The organism is Profundibacterium mesophilum KAUST100406-0324 (assembly GCF_009835145.1).
Lineage (GTDB): Bacteria > Pseudomonadota > Alphaproteobacteria > Rhodobacterales > Rhodobacteraceae > Profundibacterium > Profundibacterium mesophilum.
This window is the reverse complement of record NZ_APKE01000022.1, coordinates 76,378-101,154: the sequence shown is the minus strand read 5'-3', so window position 1 is coordinate 101,154 and position 24,777 is coordinate 76,378. Positions and strand designations below refer to the sequence as shown.

Here is a 24,777-nt window from a genome sequence, read left to right as displayed (position 1 = left end):
GCCGCAGATCGGCGGCACCGAAAGCCCCGGCCAGGCCGGGCGCGCGCTCAGGCGAAGGCCCGTCCCGGCACCTCGAGCGTGACGGTCGTCCCGCCGGCGCCGCAGGAGGCATCGAGCGATCCGTCGAGACCGTCGATCAGCCCCTGCACGATCCGCCCTCCCAGGCTGTCGGTATTGGGCCAGGTGACGCCATCCGCAAAGCCGATCCCGTCATCGCTGATCGTGGCGCGCATTCCGCCATCGGTGAGCCGGCTCACGCGCAGCTCGACCACACCGCGCTCGCGCCCGTGGAAGGCATGTTGCAAGGCGTTGGTCAGCACCTCGGAGATGATCAGGCCAATGCGCGTGGCCGGGTCGATGGACATGTCGATGGAGACCACGTTGATGTTGACCAGGATCCCCGCCCGGCCGTCGAGATGGGCGATCGCGTTCGCCACACGCGTCAGGTAGGAGCCGATATCGACGGATTCGCGGTTGCTGCCGGCCTTCGGACGCACCAGCTCCTCATAGAGCATCTGCAGGCTTTCCACGCGCCGCGACAGGTTCTCGTATTCCAGCTTGGCGCTGCTCTGGCGGGACTGGATACGGATCAGGCTGACGATCATCGAAAGGTGATTCTTCACCCTGTGCTGCAATTCGGTCATCGCCTCGTCGGCGCTGCCGCCGTTGCCTTGGGGAGCCTCGTCGATGACGGTCTGGATGCCGAGGAAATGGGTCAGCGCACCGTCATCGCCATAGACCGGGCTGATGCGCAGCTGCGACACGAAGCGGCTTCCGTCGGAGCGGGCGTTGAGCAGCTCGACCGTGATTTCCCGCTCCTGCGCGATGGCCTCGCGCAGTTGATCGATCTTCTCTGGGTCGGTGTCCTCGCATTGCAGGAAGCGGCAGTTGCGTCCGATGGCGCTGTCGCGTGCGTAGCCCGTCACCTTTTCAAAGGCGCGGTTCACGTAGACGATCGGATTGTCCTCGTAATGCGGATTGGTCAGAACCATGGCGACCGAGGAGAGGGCTATCGTCCGGAGGGCATCTTCCTCGAGCAGGGCCGGTCCGGTCGGAGTCTTCTGATCGTCCATGGGCTTGCCTCAAAACGTCACGTGCGACTGCCAAGGCGGGAGCCTCCGCCCGGCATGCGGTCTGATCTAGGTCGTACATGGTGCGTCGGCAATGGCGCGTTGCAGCAACGCCGGCGAGGACGGCGATTTCGCCGCACTCCGTATCTCGGGCGCTATCTGCGGTTCGTGCGCAGTCCGGTGCCCGGCAGCCCCGCGTTTCAAGGCCCGGAGCCGGCCACGCCGTAGCGCGAACAACCCCGGCCAGGCGGGGCGGATCTCAGGCCGCCTGGACCGTGCGTTTCTCGATCCGCTTCTCATGTGTGCCCTGGATCAGGCGGTGAACGTAGATCCCGGGCAGGTGGATCAGGTCGGGATCGATGCTGCCGCGCGGGACGATTTCCTCGACCTCCGCCACGCAGACCTTGCCGCACATCGCGGCGGGCGGATTGAAGTTGCGCGCGGTCTTGCGGAAAATCAGGTTGCCGGTGTCATCGGCCTTCCATGCCTTGATGATCGACAGATCGGCCACGATGCCGCGCTCGAGGATATAGGTCTCGCCGTCGAACTCCTTGTGCTCCTTGCCCTCGGCGATCTGCGTGCCCACGCCGGTCTTGGTATAGAAGCCGGGAATGCCGGAGCCGCCGGCGCGCATCCGCTCGGCCAGGGTGCCTTGCGGGTTGAACTCGAGCTCGAGCTCGCCCGAGAGATACTGGCGCATGAACTCGGCATTCTCCCCGACATAAGAGGAGATCATCTTCTTCACCTGCCGGGTCTGCAGCAGGATGCCGATGCCGAAATCGTCGACGCCCGCGTTGTTCGAGGCGAATGTCAGGTCCTTCGTGCCGGCTTCCCGGATCGCCTCGAGGAGAAGCTCGGGAATGCCGCACAGGCCGAAGCCGCCCGCCGCGATGGACATTCCGTCGAAGAGAAGCCCCTCGAGGGCTTCGCCAGCATTCGCGTACACTTTCTTCATGAACTCTCTCCGGGCGACAGGGACAACTTGCGCCTTGTTGTGGCGAGCGGGGCGGGCGAAGTCAATTCCGCCCGCCCCCGCTTTGCCGGCCCGCGTCTCACGGCTCCCTTTCGTGGACCGCGCCATGCCCGGCGCGCGGGCTCCGGCGCGGCGCCCCGATCAGTCCTGCGGATCGCCCGAGGCGCCATCCGCCTTCTTCGCCGCGGTCTTTTTCGCGGGAGCCTTCCTGGCGGCAGTCTTCTTCTGAGCGGTCTTCCCCTCCGCCGGCTCTGATGTCTCCGCCCCGCCGGCGGCCTTCTTGGCCGATGATTTCGTGGCCGCCGCCTTCTTGGGCGCAGCTTTCTTCGCGGCGGGTTTCTTGGCCGCCGGCTTCTTGGCTGCCGCCTTCTTTGGCGCGGCCTTCTTGCGGGTGCCCTTCTTGGCGGCCTTCTCGGCAATCAGCTCGACCGCCATCTCCATCGTCACCGCCTCGGGCTCGGTGCCCTTGGGCAGGGTCGCGTTGACCTTCTCCCACTTGACGTAAGGCCCGTAGCGCCCTTCCATCACGTTGATCGCGCCCCCCTCTGCCGGGTGCTCGCCAAGCTCGCGCAGCGGTTTGGCGGCCTGTCCGCGTCCGCCACGGCTCGACGCCTTCTGCGCGAGCAGTTCGACCGCCCGGTTCATCCCGATGGTGAACACATCGTCGAGCTCGGGTAGCGGCGCCGTCGATCCGCCGCGCGCCGCAGGTTCGTCATTGTGCTTGAGATAAGGGCCGTAGCGCCCGATCGTGGCCCAGACCTTGACGCCGTCCTCGGGATGGGTGCCCACCTCGCGCGGCAGGTTCAGCAGCATCAGGGCCTTCTCCAGATCGACCGTCTCGAGCGGCCAGTCGCGCGGCACCGACTGGCGCGGCGGCTTCTTGACCTCTTCGGTCACAACGCCGCGCTGCACATAGGGGCCGAAGCGCCCGTCATGCAGCCAGATCGGATCGCCCTGGTCCTCGCCCAGCATCTTGCCCTCCGGCGGGATCGCGGGGGCCGCGTCGCCCTCGAGGGGCGGGCCGAAGGGCCTGGTGAAACGGCATTCGGGATAGTTCGAGCAGCCGATGAAGGCGCCGCCGGAGCGGGCGGTCCGCATCGACAGGCGCCCCGCCTCGCAATTGGGGCAGAGCCTGGGGTCGGTGCCGTCCTCCTTCGGGGGGAAGAGATGCGGCTCGAGCACCTCGTTGATCTTCTCGAGCACCTCGGTGATGCGCAATTCCGAGGTTTCGGCGATCGCGGCCGAGAAATCGCGCCAGAACCGTGCGAGAAGCTCCTTCCAGTCGGTTTCCCCCGCGCTCACGTGATCGAGCTGGTTTTCCAGATCGGCGGTGAAGTCGTATTCCACGTAGCGCCGGAAATAATTCGACAGGAAGGCCGTCACCAGCCGTCCCTTGTCCTCCGGGATCAGCCGCCCCTTGTCCTTGCGGACATATTCACGATCCTGGATCGTGGTCACGATGCTGGCATAGGTCGAGGGCCGGCCGATGCCGAGCTCCTCCATCCGCTTGACCAGCGTCGCCTCGGTGTAGCGGGGCGGGGGCTGGGTGAAATGCTGCTCGGGGGTCACGCCGCGCTTCTCTGCCGGCTCGCCCTCGGAGATCTGGGGAAGGCGGCGATCGTCATCCTCGGCCGCCGGCTCGTCGCGCCCTTCCTCGTAGACCTTCAGGAAGCCGTCGAAGAGCACCACCTGCCCACTGGCGCGCAGCTCGACCTGCCTGTCTGCGCTGGCGAGCGTGACGGTCGTGCGCTCCATGCGCGCGGCTTCCATCTGGCTGGCCAGGGTGCGCTTCCAGATCAGGTCGTAGAGCTTGCGCTGATCGGCATCGCTGATCTTCAGGCTCGCGGCATCCTGCGCCATGTCGGTGGGGCGGATGCATTCATGCGCTTCCTGGGCGTTCTTGGCCTTGTTCTTGTACATCCGCGGGCTGGAGGGGACGTATTTGTCGCCGTAACGGTCCTTGATCGCGTCGCGCGCGGCATGGACCGCTTCGGGGGCCATGTCGATCCCGTCGGTCCGCATGTAGGTGATGTGCCCCGCCTCGTAGAGGCGCTGCGCGGTGCTCATCGTGGCGCGGGCACCCATGCCGAACTTGCGGCTCGCCTCCTGCTGGAGGGTCGAGGTCATGAACGGCGCGGAGGGGTTGCGGCTGGCGGGCTTGGCCTCGACGGAGGCCACCGCAAGATCGCGGCTCTCGACCGCCTGCACCGCCATCTCGGCGGCGGTCGCGTCGGTGAGGCTGAACTTGTCGAGCTTCTCGCCGGCGAGCATGGTCAGGCGCGCTTCGTATTCCTGGCCGCGGGGCGTGGCGAGGACGGCCTTCACGCTCCAGTATTCGCGGGCACGGAATGCCTCGATCTCCATCTCGCGCTCGACGATGAGACGCAGGCAGACCGATTGCACCCGCCCGGCCGACTTCGCGCCCGGCAGCTTGCGCCACAGCACCGGCGAGAGGTTGAAGCCGACGAGGTAGTCGAGCGCTCGGCGCGCCAGGTAGGCCTCGACGAGCGGGGCATCCACCTGGCGGGGGTTCTTCATCGCCTCCGTCACGGCGCTCTTGGTGATGGCGTTGAAGACGACGCGGCTGACGGGGGTGTCCTTCTTGATCGCCTTGCGACCGCGCAGCGTCTCCTCGAGATGCCAGCTGATCGCCTCGCCCTCGCGGTCGGGGTCGGTGGCGAGGATCAGGGCATTGTCGTCTTTCAGCGCATCGACGATTGCCTTGACGTGTTTGCGACTGTCGGCGGCGACTTCCCATTTCATCTCGAAATCGTGGTCGGTATCGACCGAGCCATCCTTCGGAGGAAGATCGCGCACATGCCCGTAGGATGCCAGAACAGTGTAATTGTCACCCAGATACTTGTTGATTGTCTTGGCCTTGGCTGGCGATTCGACGACGACGACCGGCATGAACTTCCTTTCGACTCATTGCGAGTGCAAGCGGCGCTAGATGTGGTGACCGGACGCGGGTTGTCAATCAGGCGATCGGATCGCCGCCCGGCCCCGCCCGGTCTCCGGCCGGCCTCCAGCTGTCTCGCGGCTCCTGCGGCAGGGGGCGATGCGCAACGGTCGCGAGGGCGCGGAGACGGCAAGGCCGGGTCCGGCCGGACCCGCGCATTCGGGGCAGGGCGGCCCGGGGTGGGATGCACCGGGATGGACGGGCCGCTATTCGAGCCGCACCAGTTGCCCGCCGGGCTGCCGCTCGACGAGGCCGGCGATCTCGAGGTCGAGGATCGCGGGGGCGAGCGCCGCCGCCGTGACGCCGAGATCGCGGATCAGCTGGTCCTCCTGCGTCGGGCTGGGACCGAGGTGGCACAGGATGCGCGCCGCCATCTCGGGCGTGTCGCCGCGCACGCTCCTGCGCTCGCCGGGCCCCGCCAGGTCCCCCGCGCCTTCGCAGGGCGGATCGGCGTGACCCGAAGGCCCCGGGCCGGGAGAGCGGGCGGGGGCGGGCGTCGATGTGAGCGGCCCCCGTCTCGCCGGAGCCCTCGCAGGAGCCCTTGCAGCCGGGCTGGGGGGAGCGGCCGGCCGATCCGCCCCGCCGTTCTCTGGTGCGCCGGCCGCGTCGCGGGCGCGCGCGGCCAAAGCCCCCGATGCGGCCCGCTTGCGCCGCGGCGCAGGCTCGGGCAGCGCCAGCGCCTCGTGTAGATCGCGCGTCCCGCGCAGCAGGACGGCCCCCTCCCGGATCAGGATGTTGCACCCGGCGGCGCGTGCATCGAGCGGATGGCCGGGCACGGCGAGAACCTCGCGCCCCTGATCCAGCGCGTCGCGCGCGGTGATCATGCTGCCCGACCGTGCGGCGGCCTCGACCACGATGACGGCCCGTGCAAGACCCGAGATCAGGCGGTTGCGCCTGGGAAAGTGACGCGCCCGCGGCACCATGCCCATGGGTTGCTCGGAAAGCCGCAATCCCAGATCGCCGATCCGCTCGAAGATCTCGGAGGTTTCGGCGGGATAGGGGATGTCGACGCCGCCCCCCATCACCGCGATCGTTCCGTGATCGAGGGCCTCGCGATGGGCGGCGGCATCGACGCCGCGTGCGAGACCGGAGACCACGACCTGTCCCTCCCGGCTCAGATCGCGTGCGAGATCGCGGGCCATCCGCAGCCCCAGGGACGAGGCGTTGCGCGCGCCAACCAGCGCGACGGCGGGCCGCGACAGAAGCGCGCGCTGCCCGATGGCCCAGAGCAGAGGCGGCGGATCGTTCAAATCCTCGAGAGCGGCGGGGTAATCCTCGCCGCCGAGCGCGAGCGGCACGGCGCCGGCGGCCTGCCCGACATCAAGCTCACGCTGCGCCGCGGCGCGGGTACAGGGGACGTAATCGGAATCCCCGGCCTCGGCGGCGATCGCGGGCAGGGCGTCGAGCGCGGCGCCAGCGCTGCCATGCGCCTCGATCAGGCGGCGGAAGGTGACGGGACCGACACGGCGAGAGCGCAAGAGGCGGAGCCAGTCCAGCCAATCTCCCTCTTTAAGAGGTGGGGTGAGGAGGGGGAGAGAACGGGATCGTCTTTCGGTCATCCTGCCTCCGCCGTCTTGCAATTCAAAGATGGCGCGATCACGGTTAAAAAAAAGTGAATGGTCACGGCGGTCCCCGCACCGCATCCTTCGCGCATGGCGGCGATTCCGCGTCATCGGCGGTTATACTCCGCAGCCGAAAGGCTGCCTCGCGGGCGTTTGACGGGGGGAGCGGTGCTCGCCCCCTGGGCCGCGAGCGCGCCTCTCGGCCACGCGGGCGCGGCACCCGAGGCGGGTTCGCCCCGCGCGGGGGGGCAGTCACCGCGGTGCCTGCAGGGCGGCCGTTTTCGCTGCCCCTTCCGCGAAGGCTCCGGAGCGGAGCCGCCCCGTGCCTCAGGCGGCCGAGCCGCCGACCGTAAGCCCGCCGATCAGAAGGGTCGGCTGCCCCACGCCCACCGGCACCCATTGTCCCTGCTTTCCGCAATTCCCGATACCCGGATCAAGCGCCATGTCGTTGCCGATTGCCCTGATCTTCTGCAGGGCGGTCGCCCCGTCGCCGATCAGCGTCGCGCCCTTCACCGGGGCGCCGATGCGGCCGCCCTTCACCCTGTAGGCCTCGGTGCAGGAAAAGACGAACTTGCCATTGGTGATGTCCACCTGCCCGCCGCCGAAGCCGACCGCGTAGATCCCGTCCTCGAGGCCCGCGACGATGTCGGCGGGGTCGCTGTCGCCCCCCAGCATGTAGGTGTTGGTCATCCGCGGCATCGGGGTATGGGCGAAGCTCTCGCGGCGCCCATTGCCCGTGGGCTCGACCCCCATCAGGCGCGCGTTCTGCCGGTCCTGCATGTATCCCACCAGGATACCGTCCTCGATCAGGACGTTGCGCGCGGAGGGCGTGCCCTCGTCGTCGATGCTGATCGAGCCGCGCCGGTCGGGTATCGTCCCGTCATCGAGCACGGTGACGCCGGGGGCGGCGATGCGCTGGCCCATCAGCCCGGCAAAGGCGCTGGTCTTCTTGCGGTTGAAATCGCCCTCGAGCCCGTGCCCCACCGCCTCGTGCAGCAGGATGCCCGGCCAGCCCGCGCCGAGGACGACATCCATCACGCCGGCCGGCGCGGGCTCGGCGGCCAGGTTGACCAGGGCGATGCGCAGCGCCTCGCGCGCCGTGGCCTGCCAGTGCTCGGCGCTCATCAGGGAGGCCAGGCCGTGGCGGCCGCCGCCGCCCATGCCGCCGCTTTCCCGGCGTCCGTTCTCCTCGACGATCACCCCGATATTGAGCCGTGTCATGGGGCGGGTGTCGCGCATGGCATGGCCCTCGGGGCGCAGGATCTCGATCTCCTGGATGGAGGCGGCGAGGGTCGCGGTCACCTGCACGACGCGCGGATCGAGGGCCCGGACGAAGGCGTCGATCTCGCGCAACGTGTCGAGCTTGACCGGGAAGGCGGCATCGGCCATCGGGTCGAGATCGCCGTAGAGGCGCACATTCGTGTGGCGCGGCGCGAGGGCGAGCGTGCCGCCGCCATCGCCCACCGCGAGGCGCACCGTCTCGGAAGCCCGGCGCAGGGCCGCCTCGCTCAATTCGGTCGAATGGGCGTATCCGGCGGTCTCGCCGCGCACCGCGCGCAGGCCGAACCCCTCCGAGGCGTCGTAGCTGGCGGTCTTGATGCGGCCGTCGTCGAAGGAAATCACCTCCGAGCGGCGGCGTTCGAGAAACAGCTCCCCGTCATCCGCGCCATCGGTGGCCGCGCGCAACGTGGCAAGGGCCGCTTCCTTGTCGAAGGCGGTCTCGAAGGGGCGGAATGGGGCGTCTGACATGGTGGCTCCTGTCTGCGCGCGGCGCGCGCGATGCGCCGGCTAATGTGTGGCCGCGGGGGGGCAAGCGGCCGAATGCCGCAATGCTTCTTCTTGTTCCCACCAGCCTAATATGGTTTCAAACGGCACAGACACAACGGGCCTTTGGCAGGCGCCTCCGCCTGACTATACTGCCTCGACAGGGCGGCATGCCGCCTGCAGCCGAACAGGACATGCATGATGCGCAAGACGATATTCACCACGGGTCTTCTCGCCGGACTGGCCGGCACCGCCTCGGCGCAGGACGCAACCGAAGGTCTCGAGATCGTGGGCAAGCCGATTCCCGGCGGCATCGATTTCCAGCCCGCGGTGACCAGTGTCGCCGCCGATCTGCAATGGCTCGACGGGATGCTGCTGGTGATCATCACCGTCATCACGCTCTTTGTCATCGCCCTGCTGGGAATCGTCGTGGTGCGCTACAACCACCGCTCGAACCCGAACCCCAAGACCTTCACGCATAACACCCCGATCGAGATCACCTGGACCGTCGTGCCGATCGTGATCTTGATGTTCATCGGTGCCTTCAGCCTGCCGATCCTGTTCAACCAGCAGGAAATCCCCGAGGCGGACGTGACCATCAAGGCGACCGGTTACCAGTGGTACTGGGGCTACGAGTATCCCGACCACGAATTCGCCTTCGACAGCTTCATGCTCGCGCGTGATGAACTCGAGGAGAATGGCTACAGCCAGGACGAGTACCGCCTTGCGACCGACACCGCGATGGTCGTGCCCGTCGGCGCCACCGTGGTCGTGCAGGTCACCGGTGCCGACGTGATCCATTCCTGGACCATCCCGGCCTTCGGCGTGAAGCAGGACGGCATTCCCGGCCGACTCGCCGAGCTGTGGTTCACGGTCGAGCGCGAAGGCATCTATTTCGGTCAGTGCTCCGAGCTGTGCGGCAAGGACCATGCCTATATGCCGATCACCGTGAAGGCCGTGAGCCCGGAGGTCTACGAGGCTTGGCTCGACGGTGCGATCGAGACCTATGCCGGCAAGCCGCGCGAGGCATCGGGCACCGCGGTCGCGGCGGTCCGCTGATCGGACTGGCACGGCGCGAAGGCCGCGCCGGACGGAAATGTGCAAGCCGGGCGCGCCAAGCGGCGCGCCGGGCATTTTCGCCGGGACGCGCCCGGCGAGCCCGAGTTTGACACGGTCCGGCATGCCGGACCCCATGGAACGGTGGAACGATGGCATGACCGACATCAGTGCGTATCAGGGCGAGCCGGAAGCGGAATTCGGCGATTACGTGGCGCTGCTCAAGCCGCGTGTCATGTCGCTGGTAGTGTTCACGGCCCTTGTCGGCCTGCTGGTCGCCCCCGTGCCCGTGCATCCCGTCATCGCCTTCGTCTCGGTCCTCTTCATTGCGGTGGGGGGCGGGGCCTCCGGCGCGCTCAACATGTGGTGGGACGCGGATATAGACGCCGTGATGAAGCGCACCGCGCGCCGTCCCATCCCCTCCGGCCGGGTGCGCCCGGACGAGGCGCTGGCGGTCGGTCTAGCGCTGTCGGGCTTTGCGGTCGTGATGCTGGGACTTGCCGGCGGCATGCTGGCAGGAGCGCTTCTGGCCTTCACCATCTTCTTCTACGCCGTGGTCTACACGATGTGGCTCAAGCGCTCGACGCCGCAGAACATCGTCATCGGCGGTGCCGCGGGCGCCTTCCCCCCGATGATCGGCTGGGCCGTGGCAACGGGCGGCATCTCCACCGAATCGGTGCTGATGTTCGCGCTCATCTTCTTCTGGACGCCGCCGCATTTCTGGGCGCTGGCGCTCTTCATGAAATCGGACTACCGCGATGCCGGGGTGCCGATGCTGACCGTCACCCACGGCCGCCGCGTGACACGCGCACATATCCTGGCCTACACGGTGCTTCTTGCGCCGCTCGCGATATGGCTGGGGCTGACGCAGATCGGCGGGCCGCTTTACCTGAGCGTCGCGGTGGTGATGAACCTGTGGTTCCTGCGCGGCGCCTACATGATCTGGCGGCGCGAGGAAGCCGCGGCCGAGGCCGATGGTTATGCCGCCGAGAAGGCGTTCTTCAAGTTTTCCCTGCTTTACCTGTTCCTGCATTTCGGTGCCCTGCTCGGCGATGCCGCGCTGCGCGCCGCGGAGGTGATCTGATGGCCATTCGCGCCGAACATGAAATCCACACCCGCCGCTTCTCGCGCAATCTGGGGCTCGGTCTCGTCCTCGTCGCCTTCGTCGGCGTCGTCTTCGCGCTGACCGTGGTCAAGGTGCAGCAGCTCGGTGCCGTCCAGGGCTTCGACCACGTGCTGCGTCCGGAGATGATCCAGGTGGAGTCCGCGAAATGAGCCTTGAGCCCAAGACGAAGACGGCGCTCCAGGCGGTGTCGGTCGTCGTGGTCATGGGCGCGCTGGCCTGGGCCTCGGTGCCGCTCTACGACTGGTTTTGCAAGGTCACCGGCTTCGGCGGCGAGACCAGCGTCGCGGAGGCCGGCTCAGACGAGGTGCTCGAGGAAACGATCACCGTGCGCTTCGACGCGTCCCTCGCCAAGGACATGCCGTGGGAGTTCAAGCCCGTCGAGCGCGAGATCGACATCCGCATCGGCGAGACCGGCATCGCCTTCTACGAGGCCTACAACCCCACCGACCGTCCGGTTGCCGGCACGGCGAGCTACAATGTCGCCCCCTTCGACGCGGGCGGCTTCTTCACCAAGATCGACTGCTTCTGCTTCACCGAGCAGGTGCTCCAGCCCGGCGAGCGGGTGCAGATGCCCGTGACCTTCTACGTCGATCCCGCGCTGACCCGCCACCGCGACGCCAAACACGTCAAACACATCACCCTGTCCTACACGTTCTATGAAACCGACCTGCCGGAAGAGCAGGCGCGGCTGGACGCCAACCACCGCCCAAACGAGGGATGACCGCCCATGGCGCATGAGAAAAACCACGACTACCACATCCTGCCACCGTCACTGTGGCCCTTCCTCGGATCCGTCGGAGCGTTCGTGATGCTCCTTGGCGCGGTGCTCTGGATGAAGGGTTCCGCTCCCTACATGTTCTTCATTGGCCTCGCGCTGGTCCTTTACGTGATGTTCGCGTGGTGGTCCGAGGTGATCGCCGAGAGCAATGTCGGGGATCACACGCCGGTCGTGCGCATTGGCCTGCGTTACGGCTTCATCATGTTCATCATGTCCGAGGTCATGTTCTTCGCGGCCTGGTTCTGGAGCTTCTTCAAGCACGCCATGTACCCGATGGCGACCTTCTCCGAAGGGCAGTGGCCGCCCCCTTCGATCGAGGTGTTCGACCCCTGGCATCTGCCCCTGATCAACACGCTGATCCTGCTGTGCTCCGGCGCCGCCGCGACCTGGGCGCACCATGCCCTCGCGCATGAGAACAACCGCAAGGACATGGCCTGGGGCCTGATCATCGCCATCGCGCTCGGTGTGATCTTCACCTTCTTCCAGGCCTATGAATACAGCCACGCGGCCTTCGGCTTCTCGGGCAACATCTATGGTGCCAACTTCTTCATGGCGACGGGCTTTCACGGCGTGCACGTGATCATCGGCACGATCTTCCTCTTCGTGTGCTACCTGCGCCTGCGCGCGGGCCACTTCACCCCCGAGAAGCATATCGGCTTCGAGGCGGCGGCCTGGTACTGGCACTTCGTGGACGTGGTCTGGCTGTTCCTCTTCGCCTCCATCTATATCTGGGGCTCCTGAGCCGGCCCGCCGGGGGCACTTGCACCCGGCGCCCATCACGATAGAACTCCAACGGGGCGCAGTGCCAAGCTGCGCCCCGTCTGCCGTGGAGGGGAAAGATGCGAACGTTCCTGGCGATCCTTCTCGGTCTTGTCGGCTGTGCATTGCTGCTGTCCCTGGGCGTCTGGCAGGTCAAGAGAATGGCCTGGAAACAGGAGATCCTCACCCAGATCGAGACGCGGATCGGCGAGCGGCCGCAAGCGGTGCCGCAAAGCCCCGACCCGGCGCGCGACCGCTACCTTCCGGTCGAGGTGAGCGGCACGCTCGGCGCGCGAGAGCTGCATGTCCTCGTCTCCACCCGCGAACTCGGCGCGGGCTACCGCATCATCGCACCGCTGCTGGGTTCCGACGGCCGCACGCTCCTGGCTGATCTGGGCTGGACCGCCACCGCCTCGAAGGACACGCCGCGTCCGCGCGGGCCCGTCACGATCACCGGCAACCTGCATTGGCCGCAGGAAATCGACGGCTTCACCCCGGAGCCGCAGATCGACGACAATATCTGGTTCGCCCGCGATGTTCCCCGGATGGCCGCCGCCCTCGGCGCCGAGCCGGTGCTGGTCATCGCGCGTAGTTTCGAGGGAACGGATCCCGGCACCGTGCCGTTGCCGGTGACCACCGCCGGCATTCCCAACGATCATCTGAGTTACGCGCTGACATGGTTCTCACTCGCCGCCATCTGGGCGGGGATGACAGGGCTGCTGCTGTGGCGTATCCACCGACGAGCAATCTGAGGTCTTCATGAAATATGTATCGACACGCGGCCGCGCGCCCGTTCTGAGCTTCGAAGAAGCGATGCTGACCGGCCTTGCCCGCGATGGCGGTCTCTACGTGCCGCAGAGCATCCCCCAAATGCCCAAGGCCGAGATCGCCGCGCTGGCGGGGCTCAGCTACGAGGAGGTGGCCTTCCGCGTCATGCGCCCCTTCATGGATGCGCAGATGACCGACACCCGGCTCGGCGAGATGATTGAGCGCGCCTATGGCGGCTTCGAGCATGCCGCGCGCGCGCCCCTCACGCAGCTCGGGCCGAACCATTTCCTCGCGGAGCTCTTTCACGGCCCGACACTGGCCTTCAAGGACTTCGCGATGCAGCTGATCGGGCAGCTCTTCCAGGACGCGATGAAGCGCCGGGGCGAGCGGATCACCATCGTCGGGGCCACCTCCGGCGATACCGGATCGGCCGCGATCGAGGCCTTTCGCGGGCTCGACAATGTCGAATGCTTCATCCTGTTCCCGCAAGGCCGGGTCTCCGAGGTGCAGCGCCGCCAGATGACGACCCCCGACGAGGCGAATGTCCACGCGCTTGCCCTCGACGGAGATTTCGACGACTGCCAGGCGGCGGTGAAGGCGATGTTCAACGATTTCGACTTCCGCGACAGGGTCGGCCTGACGGCGGTGAACTCGATCAACTGGGCGCGCGTGCTGGCGCAGGTCGTCTATTTCTTCACCTCCGCCGTGGCACTCGGCGCCCCGCATCGCCCCGTCAGCTTCACTGTGCCTACGGGCAATTTCGGCGATATCTTCGCCGGCTACATCGCGCGCTCCATGGGGCTTCCGATCGAGCGTCTCGTGGTTGCCACGAATCGCAACGACATCCTGCACCGGACGCTGCAAAGCGGCCGGCACGAGAAGCAGGGCGTCAGCTCCACCATCAGCCCGTCGATGGATATCGAGGTCAGCTCGAATTTCGAGCGGGCGCTCTTCATGGCCTATGACCGCGACGGCGCGGCGATCTCGCGGCTGATGGAGGAGTTGTCGCGCGATGGCGGCTTCCCGGTCAGCCAGGGCGCACTGGAGGCGCTGCGCGAGATCTACGGCTCCGGCCGCGCCTCCGAGGAGGAGACCGGCGCGACGATCCGCGCCATCCATGCCGAGACCGGCGAGACTCTCTGCCCGCACAGCGCCGTTGGCGCCAAGGTCGCGCGCGAGCACTTGGGGGCGACGCCGATGATCACCCTCGCCACGGCCCATCCCGCCAAGTTCCCCGACGCGGTCGCGGCGGCGACGGGCGCGCGCCCGCCCCTTCCAAAGCGCATGGCCGATCTTTATGACAGGCCCGAACGGCTGACCGCGATCGCCAATGATCTCGGCGCCATCGAATCCCTGATCGAGGAGCGGATCGCAAAGTGACCGTGCAAACCCATACCCTGTCGAACGGGCTCCGGATCGTGACGGAGACCATGCCCGGGCTGAAATCGGCGAGCATCGGCGTCTGGATCAATGCCGGCGCGCGCCACGAGCGCATCGAGCAGAACGGCATCGCCCATTTCCTCGAGCACATGGCCTTCAAGGGCACCGAGCGACGCAGCGCGTTGCAGATCGCCGAGGCCATCGAGGATGTGGGCGGCTACATCAACGCCTATACCAGCCGCGAGACCACCGCCTATTACGCGCGCGTGCTCGAGACCGACGTGCCGCTGGCACTCGACGTGATCTCCGACATCGTGCTCAACCCCGTCTTCGAGCAATCCGAGATCGAGACCGAGCGCGGCGTGATCCTGCAGGAGATCGGACAGGTTCTCGACACGCCGGACGACATCGTCTTCGACTGGCTGCAGGAGGTCGCCTATCCCGACCAGCCCCTCGGCCGGTCGATCCTCGGCCCCTCGGAACGTGTCAGTGCGTTCGGACGCGCCGACCTGTCGGCCTTCGTCGCGGAGCGCTACGGGCCGTCCGAGATGATCCTCTCCGCCGCCGGCGCCGTCGATCACGATGCCATCGTGCGCATGGCCGAGAAGCATTTCGGCGACCGTCCGGGCCGCCCGGCGCATTCCTACGATCCGGCGCGTTTCCTTGGCGGCGAACGGCACGAGCGGCGCGACCTCGAACAGGTCCATTTCGCGCTCGCCATCGAAAGCCCCGACTATTGCGCGCCCGATTTCTATGCCGCACAGATCTACGCCTCGGCCCTCGGCGGCGGCATGTCCTCGCGCCTCTTTCAGGAGGCCCGCGAAAAGCGGGGCCTGTGCTATTCGATCTTTGCCCAGGCGGGCGCCTATGCCGATAGCGGGATGATGACGATCTATGCCGGGACTTCGGGCCCGCAGATCGGCGAGCTTGCGCATCTGACCATCGACGAGATGCGCCGCGCGGCGGGCGACATCTCTCCCGCCGAGGTCGCGCGGGCCCGCGCCCAGATGAAGGCCGGGCTCCTGATGGGGCTCGAGAGCCCGTCGAACCGGGCCGAGCGCCTGGCGCGGCTTCTGTCGATCTGGGGCCGGATCCCCGATCTCGACGAGACCATCGCCAAGATCGATGGCGTGACGACGGGCGATGTGCGGGAGATGGCGGAGCGGATGGCCGGTGCCGGAAAGGCGGCGCTTGCGATCTACGGTCCCGCCGATGGCGCTCCGGGCCTGCAGGAGCTCACGGACAGGCTCGCCGCCTGATGATTCTCGCCCGGTCTAAGGTGCGGATCGAAACGGAAAGAATGACCCTGAGGCCACCGCGCCACGGGGATTTCCGGGCCTGGTCGGAGCTGCGCCGCGACAGCCGCGATTTCCTCGCGCCCTGGGAGCCGACCTGGTCGGACGATCACCTGACGCGCAAGAGCTTCACGAACCGGGTCTACTGGGCGCAGCGCTCGATCGCGAACGACACCGCGCTGCCGCTCTTCCTGATCCGGCGCGAGGACGAGATGCTGATCGGGGCGATCACCCTCGACAACCTGCGCCGCGGCCCGGCGCAGGCGGGGACGCTGGGTTACTGGGTCGGCGCGCCTTTCGCGCGCCAGGGCTACATGGGCGAGGCGATCACCGCGCTCGTGCATCACGCCTTCAAGCTCATGGGGCTATCGCGTCTCGAGGCGGCCTGCCTTGCCGAGAACAACGCCTCGCGCGCGGTTCTGGAGCATTCGGGATTCAAGTACGAGGGCGTCGCGCAAAGCTACCTGCAGATCGACGGGCGCTGGCGCAATCATGTCCTTTATGCCAACCTTCGCATGGACAGACGCGGCAGGGCCCCGGGCGCCTGACCGCCACGAGACTGCGGAGTTCCGGACATGACCCTGCTTTCCAGACGAGGGCCGCCCCCGCCACGCGCACTCCTCGACGCGGGCGGCTCACCGGCGCCCATGCCCCGCCACGGGCAGGGGATCGCCCGCTCATTCCCACCCCTCGCGCCAGGAAGGGACAGATGCCCAACGACCTGACACCCGAACTGGCCGAGACGCTCGGCCAGAGATTGCCCGGCGCCGTCACGCTCAAGGTGGAGGAGGGCTACCTGCGCGAGCCGCGCGGTCTGTGGAAGGGGCGTGCTGCCGCCTTGGTGCGTCCGAGCAATGTCGACGAGGTGGCGCGCGCGATCCGCTTCGCCTCCGCCCACGGCCTCGCGGTGCAGCCTTATGGCGGCGGGACCGGCCTTGTGGGCGGACAGCTGACCAATTGCGCGCCGCGGCCCATCCTTCTGAGCCTGGAGCGCATGAACCGGCTCCGCGCCGTGCACCGCTCGGAGAATGTGCTGATCGCCGAGGGCGGGGTGATCCTGGCGGATGTCCATGCCGCCGCGGCCGAGCATGACCGTCTCTTTCCGCTTTCGCTCGCCTCGGAGGGCTCCGCCCGGATCGGCGGGCTGCTGTCGACGAATGCCGGCGGGGTCAATGTCCTGCGTTACGGCAACGCGCGCGATCTGTGCCTGGGGATCGAGGCGGTGCTGCCGGACGGATCGATCTATAACGGGCTGCACCGGCTGCGAAAGAACAACACCGGATACGATCTGCGCAACCTGCTCATCGGCGCGGAGGGCACGCTCGGGATCATCACGGCGGCGGCGCTGCGGCTCTTTCCGCGTCCCGCGCGCCACGGCGCCGCCTTGATGGTCGTGCCCGGGCCGGAAGCGGCGCTGGAGCTTCTGGCCATGGCGCAGAACCGCGGCGGCGTCTCGGCCTTTGAACTGATCTCGGGGGAGGGGATGAGGTTCCTCGGGCAGGCCGGCCTGCCGGTGCGGCAACCCTTCGGCGAGATTCCCGACTGGTGCGTGCTGATCGACATCGCCCTTGAGAACGAGGCGGGCGATCCGCAGGCCTTGCTGGAGAACCTCTTCCTGGCAGGCAGCGGCGCCGGCCTGACCGATGATGGCGTGATCGCGCAGAACACCGGCCAGCGGGCGGAGCTGTGGAAGCTGCGCGAGAGCATCCCGGAGGCCAACCGGCGCATCGGCGCGATCCTGTCGAATGACATCTCGCTCCCCCTGTCCTGCATCGGCGCCTTCCTCGGGGAGGCCGGCGTGATGGTCGCCAAGGAGGGTCCGTTCCGGATCAACGCCTTCGGGCATCTTGGGGACGGGAACCTGCATTACAACATTTTCCCCCCGGAAGGCGAGACGCGGGACGCCTACATGCCGGCCGCCCCGATGCTGCGCAAATCCATAGATGCGCTGGTGGTCTCCCTCGGCGGCTCGTTCAGTGCCGAACACGGGATCGGGCGGGCCAAGGTCGAGGTGCTCGAGCGGCATGGCGACCCGGCCGCGCTCGCGGCGATGCGGGCGATCAAGACCGCGCTCGATCCGCGCGGGATCATGAATCCCGGCGCCGTCCTGAGACGTGGCTGAGACGCGGCCGAGGCGGCCGGGCCTCAGCGGATCAGGTTGAGGCGCAGGCGCAGGCGCGGCCTGTCCTGCCCCGGCAGATGCCTGTTAAGACGCCGGTTCACCGCGCCGAAGAGGCCGATCACGCAAAGGCTCAGCGCGATGAAATAGACCGCGACGATCGGGTAGGGGACGAAAGGGTTGAAGGTCTTGTCGGCGAAGTAGTTGGCATAGTAGAGCGCGTCTCCGCGCTGCTGCCAGGCGGGAAAACTCGAAAAGAAGACCAGCGTCGTCGCGTGGAAGAGGAAGATCGCCTCGTTGGTGTAGGACGGCCAGGCCAGGCGCAGCATCGTCGGCCAGGTGATCTTGCGGAACCGGCTCCATCCGGTGAGCCCGTAGGCGTCGGCGGCCTCCATGTCGCGGCGCGGCACGCTGCGCAGGGCGCCGTGGAAGATCTCGGCGGAATAGGCCGACGTGTTGAGGATCAGGACGATCAGCGCCCCGGCCCATGCCTTGGTGAGCCAGCCGGTCTGCGCGGTGATCGTGGTGATCCCGAGCTCGATCTCGATCCCGCTGCGCGGCAGGAGCACGAAAGCCTGGTAGGCCAGGAAGAACTGGATGAAGAGGGGCGAGCCGCGGAAGACGAAGACGAACCATTCGGCGGGCTTGCGCAGCAAGCGGCGCGGGGACGCCTTCGCGAGCGCCAACGCGGTAGCGAGGACGAAGCCGATCAGCAGGGCCAGGACGCCGAAATAGATGTTCCACAGCAGGCCCGAGCCGATCAGGACGATCTGCTCGCACAGGGTGAAATCGGAACGCGGCAGGAGGCGCTCCCCGATCCCCATCGAGCGCAGGGCATAATCCTGGATGGTCTGGACGCAGCTCATCCCTGCACCTCCAGGTCCCGCGTGCCCTGACCGTCCAAGCCGCGTCCGACACGGATCGAGAGCCGCGCGAGGAAGATCTCGGAGAGGCGGGTAAGCGCGAGGTAGAAGACCAGGAGACCGAGGAAATACCAAAGCCGCCAATCGGGGTGGGGATAGGCGTAGATGTCGGTCTTGGAGCCGCCAAGCTCGCGCGCCCAGTAGACGATATCCTCGACCCCGAGCAGGAAAAGGAGCGGCGTCGCCTTGATGAGGATCATCCACAGGTTGCCGAGGCCGGGCAGGGCGTAGGTCCACATCTGCGGCACCAGGACACGGCGCGTCACCTGCGCGCGCGTCATCCCGTAGGCCTCCGCCGTTTCGAGCTGGGCGCGCGGCACGGCGCGCATCGCGCCCTCGATCACGTTTGCGGCGAAGGCGCCGAAGACGATGGCGAAGGTCAGCACCGCGAGGGCGAAGCCGTAGCTCTCGTGTACCCATTGCGGCGCCGAGGAGAGCGGCAGCTTGGCCTCGGGGCAGACGAGGAAATCGTTGCCCTGCCGAATGGGCTGGTCCCAACCCGGGCAGAGCGCCTTGTGACGCAGCCATTCGAAGGCCTGGTCGAGCGCGATCACGAAGAAGAGGAAGAAGATGATGTCGGGCACGCCGCGCACCACGGCGGTGTAGGTCTTGCCCAGCCAACGCAGCGGTGCCACGGGCGATCGGGCCGCCAGCGCGCCGCCATAGCCGAAGAGAAGCGCCGCCGGCGCCGTCACGGCCAGCAGCAGCAGGACCGTTCCGAAGGAGGCGTAGAACGCCATGTGCTTGCCCGTGGTCAGGTAGCAGCCGAGCCAGGCAAGGCCGTCGAGCGCGTCAGGGTCGGTGCAGGCGGCGAACATGGCGCGTCCTTGGCAGGGGCGGGCGGGCCGAACGCGTCCGGCCCGCCCGCGAAGGGCTTACATCTCGAAGGTCGCGGCGTCCTCGCCGAACCACTTCTTGATCATCTCGTTGAGGCTGCCATCGGCCTTCAGCGCGTCGATCGCGGCGTCGAGCTTGTCCTTCAGCTCGGTGTCGCTCTCGCGCAGGCCGACCCCGATCCCGTCGCCCAGCATGACATCCTCGCCGATCATCATCAGCGTCGCGTCCTGCTCGGCGATCGGCGCCAGGAACGCCTTGTCGGCCAGGGCCGCGTCGGCCTCGCCGTTGCGCACGGCGGCGACGGTCTCGTCGGGCGTCGCGAATTCGACGAGGGTCGCGCCCTCCATCTCGGCAACATGGCTGGCCTGGATCGTGCCGGTCTGCGCCGCGATCACCGCCGAGGAGAGGTCGAGGTCATCGGACATGGCGACGAAAACCGAAGGGTCGGGCGGGAAGTAGGGTTGCGTGAAGTCGATCACCTCGTCGCGCTCGTCGGTGATGCTCATGCCGGCAAGGATCGTGTCGTAATTGCCGGAGACGAGGTTGGGGATGATCGAATCCCACTCGTTGGTCACCCATTCGCAGGTCAGCTCGGCCTGCGCGCAAAGTGCATCGCCAAGCTCGCGCTCGAAGCCGTCGACCTCGCCCGCGTCGTTGATGAAGTTGTAGGGAGGGTAGGCGCCTTCGGTTCCAAGGCGCAGGGTCTGCGTGTGGGCCTCGGCAAGGGCCATTCCCGCGCTCAGGCCGATCGCGGCCGCGGCGATTGCGTAAATCTTCATCTGTTGTCTCCCGTGCTGATTTCTTGATGGGGCGCGTGGCTCCCGCCGGCCTTGCCTGGGGCAGGGCGGGGTCAATGCGCCATGGTGGAACTCAGGAAGCCCCGCAGGCGGGTGCTCCTCGGGTCGCCGAACAGCGCGTCCGGCGGTCCCTCCTCCTCGATCCGTCCCTGATGGAGGAAGATGACATGATCGCTCGTATCGGCGGCCATGCGCATGTCGTGGGTGACGATGAGCATCGTGCGCCCTTCCTCGGCGAGGGCCTTGATGACCTTGACGACCTCCTGCTCGAGTTCCGGATCGAGCGCCGAGGTCGGCTCGTCGAAGAGGAGGGCGCGCGGCTCCATGGCCAGTGCCCGCGCGATCGCGGCGCGCTGCTGCTGACCGCCCGAAAGCTGCGCCGGCCAGGCATCGGCCTTGTCGCCGATCCCCACCTTGTCGAGATAGGCGCGCGCCTTATGCTCGACTTCGGCGCGGTCGCGCTTCTGCACGGTGACGGGCGCCTCCATCACGTTCTGAAGGACGGTCATGTGCGCCCAGAGGTTGAACTGCTGGAACACCATCGACAGGTTGGTGCGGATGCGGATGATCTGGCGGGCATCGGCAGGCCGCCGCGACAGGCCCGCGCCGCGCCAGCGCACGGGCTCGCCCTCGAAGGCGATCTCGCCCTGCTGGCTGTTCTCCAGCAAGTTGGCGCAGCGCAGCAAGGTCGATTTGCCCGAGCCCGAAGAGCCGATCAGCGAGATGACAGTGCCGCGCCGCGCCATCAAATCGACGCCCTTGAGGACTTCGAGACTGCCGTAGCTCTTGTGCAGATCACGCATGCGCAGAACGGGAGGGGGCTGATCGGTCAAGTTCGGCTCGCTCTTCATCGGGGTTTTGCAAATAAGGGCAAGTTTCACCCCGATTGCAACGGTCAATCGGCCCCGGCGGGACGCAACCCGGCGTCCTCAGGCGTCTGCGCCCCCATGCCGGCCCTTCGCGGCGCGCCACGGGCCAACCCCTGCGGGATCGGCAGCTCGCAATAGGCGGGGGCCGCGATGTCGACCAGCCCCCCGATCCCGAGGGGCGCCCCGGCGCCCGAGGCGATGACCCGTCCGAGGGCCGCGCGCATGCCGGCCGCATCCATGCGCGGCGCGCAGATGAAGGCCTGGCCGGGCGAGGCGGGCGTGCGCCCCAGGATCTGCAGCCGCGCGCTGACCTGCGGCGCATGCTCCTCGATGATGCGCCAGCTGATCGCGTCGATCGCCGCGATGTCGGCCGCGCCCTCGGCCACGTCATGCGCGCTTTGCCAGTGCGAGCCGGTCTCGTAGGCCGCGGTGAAGGCGCATCCGGCCAGTTCGGCGCCCATCTGCGCCGCGACCCAGCCCGAATGCGAGATCCATTCATTGCAGGCGAAACGCCGGCCGGCATGGGCCGCAAGCGCGCGATCCTCGCCGGCGCGCACCACGAAATAACTGTAGTAATGGCCGGCCGGGGCATCCGGCAGCCCGTAATCGGCCGTTCCCAGAAGCATCACGTGACCATGCAGGCGCATCCTGTAGGGTAGCGAGCAGACCTGTCCGAGAAGCAGGTCGGGGCTTTGCCATGCGGACCACAGATCGCCGCCGCGCGACAATCGCTCGGGCGCGGCGACGCCGCCCGCCCGCAACTCCTCGCGCAGCGCTTCCCAGAACGCATCATGCGCCGCGGCGGTTTGCTCGCGGTCATACATCGGCAGTGCCGCGATCATTGGCGGCGCTTCTCCACCGACTGGCGGGCGAGATTGCTGTCTCGGTCGCTGACGCCCAGCATCGGGGCGAGCATTCGCAGGAGCGCATCCTCCTCGTCGTCGCGGGTGCCGTCGGCGAGGACGATCTCCCACAGCGCCTCGATGACCTGCAGGCGCTCCTCGTAGGAGACGGCATCCTTGATCGCGCGTGTGAAACGCACGGTGTCGGGCGCTTCTGCCTCGACGCCTTCCGCCTGGGCGCGCAGCTCGGCCGCGTCGCCGGAGGCAAGGCCATAGCGCGCCGCGAGGACGCGGTCGATGCGGCCCCGCTCCTCGGGGGCGTAAACGCCATCGGCGCGCGCGATGCGCACCAGAAGTGCGGCGAGCGCCAGGCGTGCATCGGCATCGGCGAAAGGGGCGGGATCCGGCGCGGTCAGGCGCTTGATGAATTCGGCAATCATGCCCGCTCATATAGGGCGAACACACGAAAAGCGCAAAGTCGTCTTTTCTGCCACAGAACCGGCGTTTTCTTGCCGAGGGGTAGGAACAACCCCGTGTTCTGTTACTTAGATTGCAACCTGACACATGTGTGCCCCGGAGCTGCCATGCCCCTCTCGAAATCCGTAAAAGTCCGCGCCACCGTTGCCGGCGCGCTGTCCTTGCTGGTCCTTCCCGGCGCCGCTCTCGCGGGGGATCGCGCCCCGATCTATGCCGAGGCCGCGCCGCAGGTCACCGTGACCCCGGCATCCGAACCCGACTTCATCTTCACGCTGCGCGGCGGCGTCGCCTCGGCGCCCGAATATTTCGGTTCCGGCGATTACACGGTCGGTCCGGATTTCTCGTTCGGTTTCGGCTATCTGCGCCTGCCCGGTGGCCGCAGCTTCGGCTCCATCGATCCCAACATGGCCCGTGATGGCTTCGGTCTGCGCGGCTCGTTCCGCTATATCGACGAGCGCTCCGCCGAGGAGAGCCCCGAACTGGCCGGCCTCGACACCGTCGATGCCACCGCCGAGCTGGGTGTCGGCCTGAGCTACAGCTCCTACAATTTCGATGCCTTCGCCGACATGCGCTACGGCGTGATCGGGCATGAGAGCGTCGTCGGAGAGCTTGGCGCCGACGTCAAGATGCATCCCACGAGCAACCTGACCCTCTCGGTCGGACCGCGCGTCCTGCTCGGCTCGGATGATTACGTCGATACGTATTTCGGTGTGAGCCCGGCCGAATCGACCGCCAACATGCTGGCGGGCGGCAATTTCGGTGCCTACGACCCCGAGGGCGGCGTCGTCAGCGCGGGGATCGAGGTCGGCGCGAGCTACCGGCTCGACGACAACTGGGGCATCGAGGGCGCGGTGACCTGGGACCGCTTCACCGGTGATGCCGAGAACAGCCCCATCGTCCAGCAGGGCGAGCGTGACCAATACGGGATCCGCGTCGGCATCACCCGCCGGATCGTTCTCGACTTCTGATCGGAGCCCGGCGCGCATGCCCCCCGTATCGATGCGCACCGGATCCGGCGGGCCGCACGGAGCGCGCCGATGACCCAACTGCCTGAGCGCGCGTTTCTCGCGGATCTCTTCTCGGCGGCCGTCGCGGCCGCCGATCCCCGGGTCATCCTGCAGGAATCCCTGCCCCAGATGCCGCGTGGCCGCACCGTGGTGATCGGCGCCGGGAAAGGCGCCGCGCAGCTTGCCGCCGCCTTCGAATCCCTCTGGCCCGGTCCGCTGACCGGCGTGGTCGTGACCCGATATGGCTACGCCGCGCCCTGCGAGCGGATAACGGTGATGGAGGCTGCGCATCCCGTGCCGGACCAGGCGGGGCTCGATGCGAGCGCCGCGCTGGAGCGGGCCGTGCAGGGCTTGGGCCCGGACGATCTCGTGGTGGCGCTGATCTGCGGTGGGGGATCGGCGCTTCTGCCCGCCCCGGCCGAGGGATTGACGCTTGCCGACGAGATCGCCCTCAACGAGACCCTTCTGGCCTCCGGTGCGCCGATCGGCGTGATGAACGCCCTGCGCAAGCAGGTCAGCCGGATCAAGGGCGGACGGCTTGCCGCCATGGCGGCCCCTGCACGGGTTGTCAGCCTCGTGGTATCGGACATTCCCGGAGACGATCCGGCGCAGGTCGCCTCGGGTCCCACGGTGCCCGATCCTGGGCGCAGGGCCGCCGCGCTCGCTGCCGCCGCCGCCCATGGCATCACCCTGCCGCCGCGCATCAAGGCCTATCTGGATGCGGCGCCCCCCGAATCGCCCTTGCCCGACGCCCCCGAATTCAGTCGCAACGAGGTCCGCGTCATCGCGTCGGCCCGCCATTCGCTCGAAGCGGCGGCGGCATTGGCGCAGGCGCACGGGGTGCCGGCGCATATCCTGTCGGACAGTATCGAGGGCGAGGCGCGCGATGTCGGCCATGTCCATGCTGCCATCGCGCGCGAGATTGCCGCACGCGGCCGGCCCTTCGCCGCGCCCTGCCTGCTGCTGTCGGGGGGCGAGACCACGGTAACGCTGCGCGGGTCAGGGGGGCGCGGGGGGCGCAACACCGAATTCCTCCTGGCGCTCGCGCACGGGATCGCGGGATCGACGCAGATCACCGCGCTCGCCGCCGATACCGACGGCATCGACGGATCGCAGGACAATGCCGGCGCCTTCGCCGATGGCAGCAGTGTCCTGAGGATGCGCGCGGCGGACCGCGATCCGGCCGAGGACCTGTCGCGCAACGAGGCGTGGAGCGCGTTCGATGCCGCGGGCGATCTGTTCGTGACGGGTCCCACGGGCACCAATGTCAACGATTTCAGGGCGGTCCTCGTCGGTGGCCTGCCGCCGCGCCAGTGCTGATCCAGCCACCGGCACTCAGGGCGGGTTGGTCGGTGCAGGTCGATCCGAACCAGTCGGCCCGAGAAGGACGCCGTGAAGGACGCCGTAAAGGACGGG

At 67.7% G+C, this 24,777-nt stretch carries 23 protein-coding genes; 12 read left to right on the top strand and 11 right to left on the bottom strand.

The window, feature by feature from the left end; genetic code table 11:
* Nucleotides 1–47 precede the first annotated feature (47 nt).
* The 5 genes from PMES_RS09385 to tldD form a co-directional block, all read right to left on the bottom strand.
* Nucleotides 48–1,073, bottom strand: coding sequence for a PAS domain-containing protein (locus PMES_RS09385; protein ID WP_159965454.1), 1,026 nt, complete (start codon nt 1,071–1,073; stop codon nt 48–50).
* A gap of 256 nt (nt 1,074–1,329) precedes the next feature.
* Nucleotides 1,330–2,025, bottom strand: coding sequence for a CoA transferase subunit A (locus PMES_RS09380; protein ID WP_159965453.1), 696 nt, complete (start codon nt 2,023–2,025; stop codon nt 1,330–1,332).
* Between the two features lie 159 nt (nt 2,026–2,184).
* Nucleotides 2,185–4,953, bottom strand: a complete 2,769-nt coding sequence (topA, locus tag PMES_RS09375; RefSeq protein WP_159965452.1) for a type I DNA topoisomerase — start codon at nt 4,951–4,953, stop codon at nt 2,185–2,187.
* A gap of 255 nt (nt 4,954–5,208) precedes the next feature.
* Nucleotides 5,209–6,561 carry a DNA-processing protein DprA gene (dprA, locus tag PMES_RS09370; RefSeq protein ID WP_159965451.1) on the bottom strand — a complete coding sequence of 451 codons (1,353 nt, stop codon included), beginning with the start codon at nt 6,559–6,561 and terminating at the stop codon, nt 5,209–5,211.
* A gap of 330 nt (nt 6,562–6,891) precedes the next feature.
* A complete protein-coding gene (gene tldD / locus PMES_RS09365) occupies nt 6,892–8,313 on the bottom strand; it encodes a metalloprotease TldD (RefSeq protein ID WP_159965450.1) in 1,422 nt (473 codons plus the stop codon).
* Between the two features lie 216 nt (nt 8,314–8,529).
* Between tldD and coxB the strand changes: the two genes are divergently transcribed.
* The 10 genes from coxB (at nt 8,530) to PMES_RS09315 (ending at nt 17,612) form a co-directional block, all read left to right on the top strand.
* A complete protein-coding gene (coxB, locus tag PMES_RS09360; RefSeq protein WP_159965449.1) occupies nt 8,530–9,387 on the top strand; it encodes a cytochrome c oxidase subunit II in 858 nt (285 codons plus the stop codon).
* A 154-nt stretch (nt 9,388–9,541) separates the two neighbouring features.
* Complete coding sequence (cyoE, locus tag PMES_RS09355; protein WP_159965448.1) at nt 9,542–10,468, top strand: heme o synthase; 927 nt, start codon at nt 9,542–9,544, stop codon at nt 10,466–10,468.
* On the top strand, nt 10,468–10,659 hold the full coding sequence (locus PMES_RS09350; protein ID WP_159965447.1) for a cytochrome c oxidase system small membrane protein: 192 nt from the start codon (nt 10,468–10,470) through the stop codon (nt 10,657–10,659). Before cyoE ends, PMES_RS09350 begins: the two co-directional genes overlap by 1 nt.
* Entirely contained in the window at nt 10,656–11,231 is a 576-nt protein-coding gene (locus PMES_RS09345; protein ID WP_159965446.1) for a cytochrome c oxidase assembly protein, read from the top strand. The genes PMES_RS09350 and PMES_RS09345 overlap by 4 nt, the downstream gene beginning before the upstream one ends.
* A gap of 6 nt (nt 11,232–11,237) precedes the next feature.
* The gene (locus PMES_RS09340) at nt 11,238–12,029 is read left to right on the top strand and encodes a cytochrome c oxidase subunit 3 (RefSeq protein WP_159965445.1); all 792 of its coding nucleotides are present in this window, start codon (nt 11,238–11,240) and stop codon (nt 12,027–12,029) included.
* Between the two features lie 98 nt (nt 12,030–12,127).
* The gene (locus PMES_RS09335; protein WP_159965444.1) at nt 12,128–12,799 is read left to right on the top strand and encodes an SURF1 family protein; all 672 of its coding nucleotides are present in this window, start codon (nt 12,128–12,130) and stop codon (nt 12,797–12,799) included.
* Between the two features lie 7 nt (nt 12,800–12,806).
* Complete coding sequence (gene thrC / locus PMES_RS09330) at nt 12,807–14,195, top strand: threonine synthase (protein WP_159965443.1); 1,389 nt, start codon at nt 12,807–12,809, stop codon at nt 14,193–14,195.
* A complete protein-coding gene (locus tag PMES_RS09325) occupies nt 14,192–15,454 on the top strand; it encodes a M16 family metallopeptidase (protein WP_159965442.1) in 1,263 nt (420 codons plus the stop codon). The genes thrC and PMES_RS09325 overlap by 4 nt, the downstream gene beginning before the upstream one ends.
* On the top strand, nt 15,454–16,038 hold the full coding sequence (locus PMES_RS09320; RefSeq protein WP_159965441.1) for a GNAT family N-acetyltransferase: 585 nt from the start codon (nt 15,454–15,456) through the stop codon (nt 16,036–16,038). Before PMES_RS09325 ends, PMES_RS09320 begins: the two co-directional genes overlap by 1 nt.
* A 161-nt stretch (nt 16,039–16,199) precedes the next feature.
* A complete protein-coding gene (locus PMES_RS09315) occupies nt 16,200–17,612 on the top strand; it encodes an FAD-binding oxidoreductase (RefSeq protein WP_159965440.1) in 1,413 nt (470 codons plus the stop codon).
* 23 nt (nt 17,613–17,635) lie between these two features.
* On the opposite strand, the gene PMES_RS09310 is transcribed toward PMES_RS09315, so the two are convergent.
* The 6 genes from PMES_RS09310 to PMES_RS09285 form a co-directional block, all read right to left on the bottom strand.
* Entirely contained in the window at nt 17,636–18,475 is an 840-nt protein-coding gene (locus tag PMES_RS09310; protein ID WP_159965439.1) for an ABC transporter permease, read from the bottom strand.
* Nucleotides 18,472–19,350 carry an ABC transporter permease gene (locus PMES_RS09305; protein WP_159965438.1) on the bottom strand — a complete coding sequence of 293 codons (879 nt, stop codon included), beginning with the start codon at nt 19,348–19,350 and terminating at the stop codon, nt 18,472–18,474. The genes PMES_RS09310 and PMES_RS09305 overlap by 4 nt, the downstream gene beginning before the upstream one ends.
* A 57-nt stretch (nt 19,351–19,407) precedes the next feature.
* The gene (locus PMES_RS09300; RefSeq protein WP_159965437.1) at nt 19,408–20,148 is read right to left on the bottom strand and encodes a transporter substrate-binding domain-containing protein; all 741 of its coding nucleotides are present in this window, start codon (nt 20,146–20,148) and stop codon (nt 19,408–19,410) included.
* A 71-nt stretch (nt 20,149–20,219) separates the two neighbouring features.
* Nucleotides 20,220–20,969 carry an ABC transporter ATP-binding protein gene (locus PMES_RS09295; protein ID WP_236549767.1) on the bottom strand — a complete coding sequence of 250 codons (750 nt, stop codon included), beginning with the start codon at nt 20,967–20,969 and terminating at the stop codon, nt 20,220–20,222.
* 92 nt (nt 20,970–21,061) lie between these two features.
* Nucleotides 21,062–21,877: a PhnD/SsuA/transferrin family substrate-binding protein gene (locus PMES_RS09290; RefSeq protein WP_159965435.1), complete on the bottom strand. Its 816-nt coding sequence runs from the start codon at nt 21,875–21,877 to the stop codon at nt 21,062–21,064.
* On the bottom strand, nt 21,874–22,317 hold the full coding sequence (locus tag PMES_RS09285) for a tellurite resistance TerB family protein (RefSeq protein ID WP_159965434.1): 444 nt from the start codon (nt 22,315–22,317) through the stop codon (nt 21,874–21,876). The genes PMES_RS09290 and PMES_RS09285 overlap by 4 nt, the downstream gene beginning before the upstream one ends.
* A gap of 144 nt (nt 22,318–22,461) precedes the next feature.
* Here PMES_RS09285 and PMES_RS09280 point away from each other — a divergent pair, with 144 nt between their 5' ends.
* Nucleotides 22,462–23,322 carry a MipA/OmpV family protein gene (locus PMES_RS09280; protein ID WP_159965433.1) on the top strand — a complete coding sequence of 287 codons (861 nt, stop codon included), beginning with the start codon at nt 22,462–22,464 and terminating at the stop codon, nt 23,320–23,322.
* Between the two features lie 69 nt (nt 23,323–23,391).
* Entirely contained in the window at nt 23,392–24,681 is a 1,290-nt protein-coding gene (locus PMES_RS09275; RefSeq protein ID WP_159965432.1) for a glycerate kinase type-2 family protein, read from the top strand.
* Nucleotides 24,682–24,777: the final 96 nt, after the last annotated feature.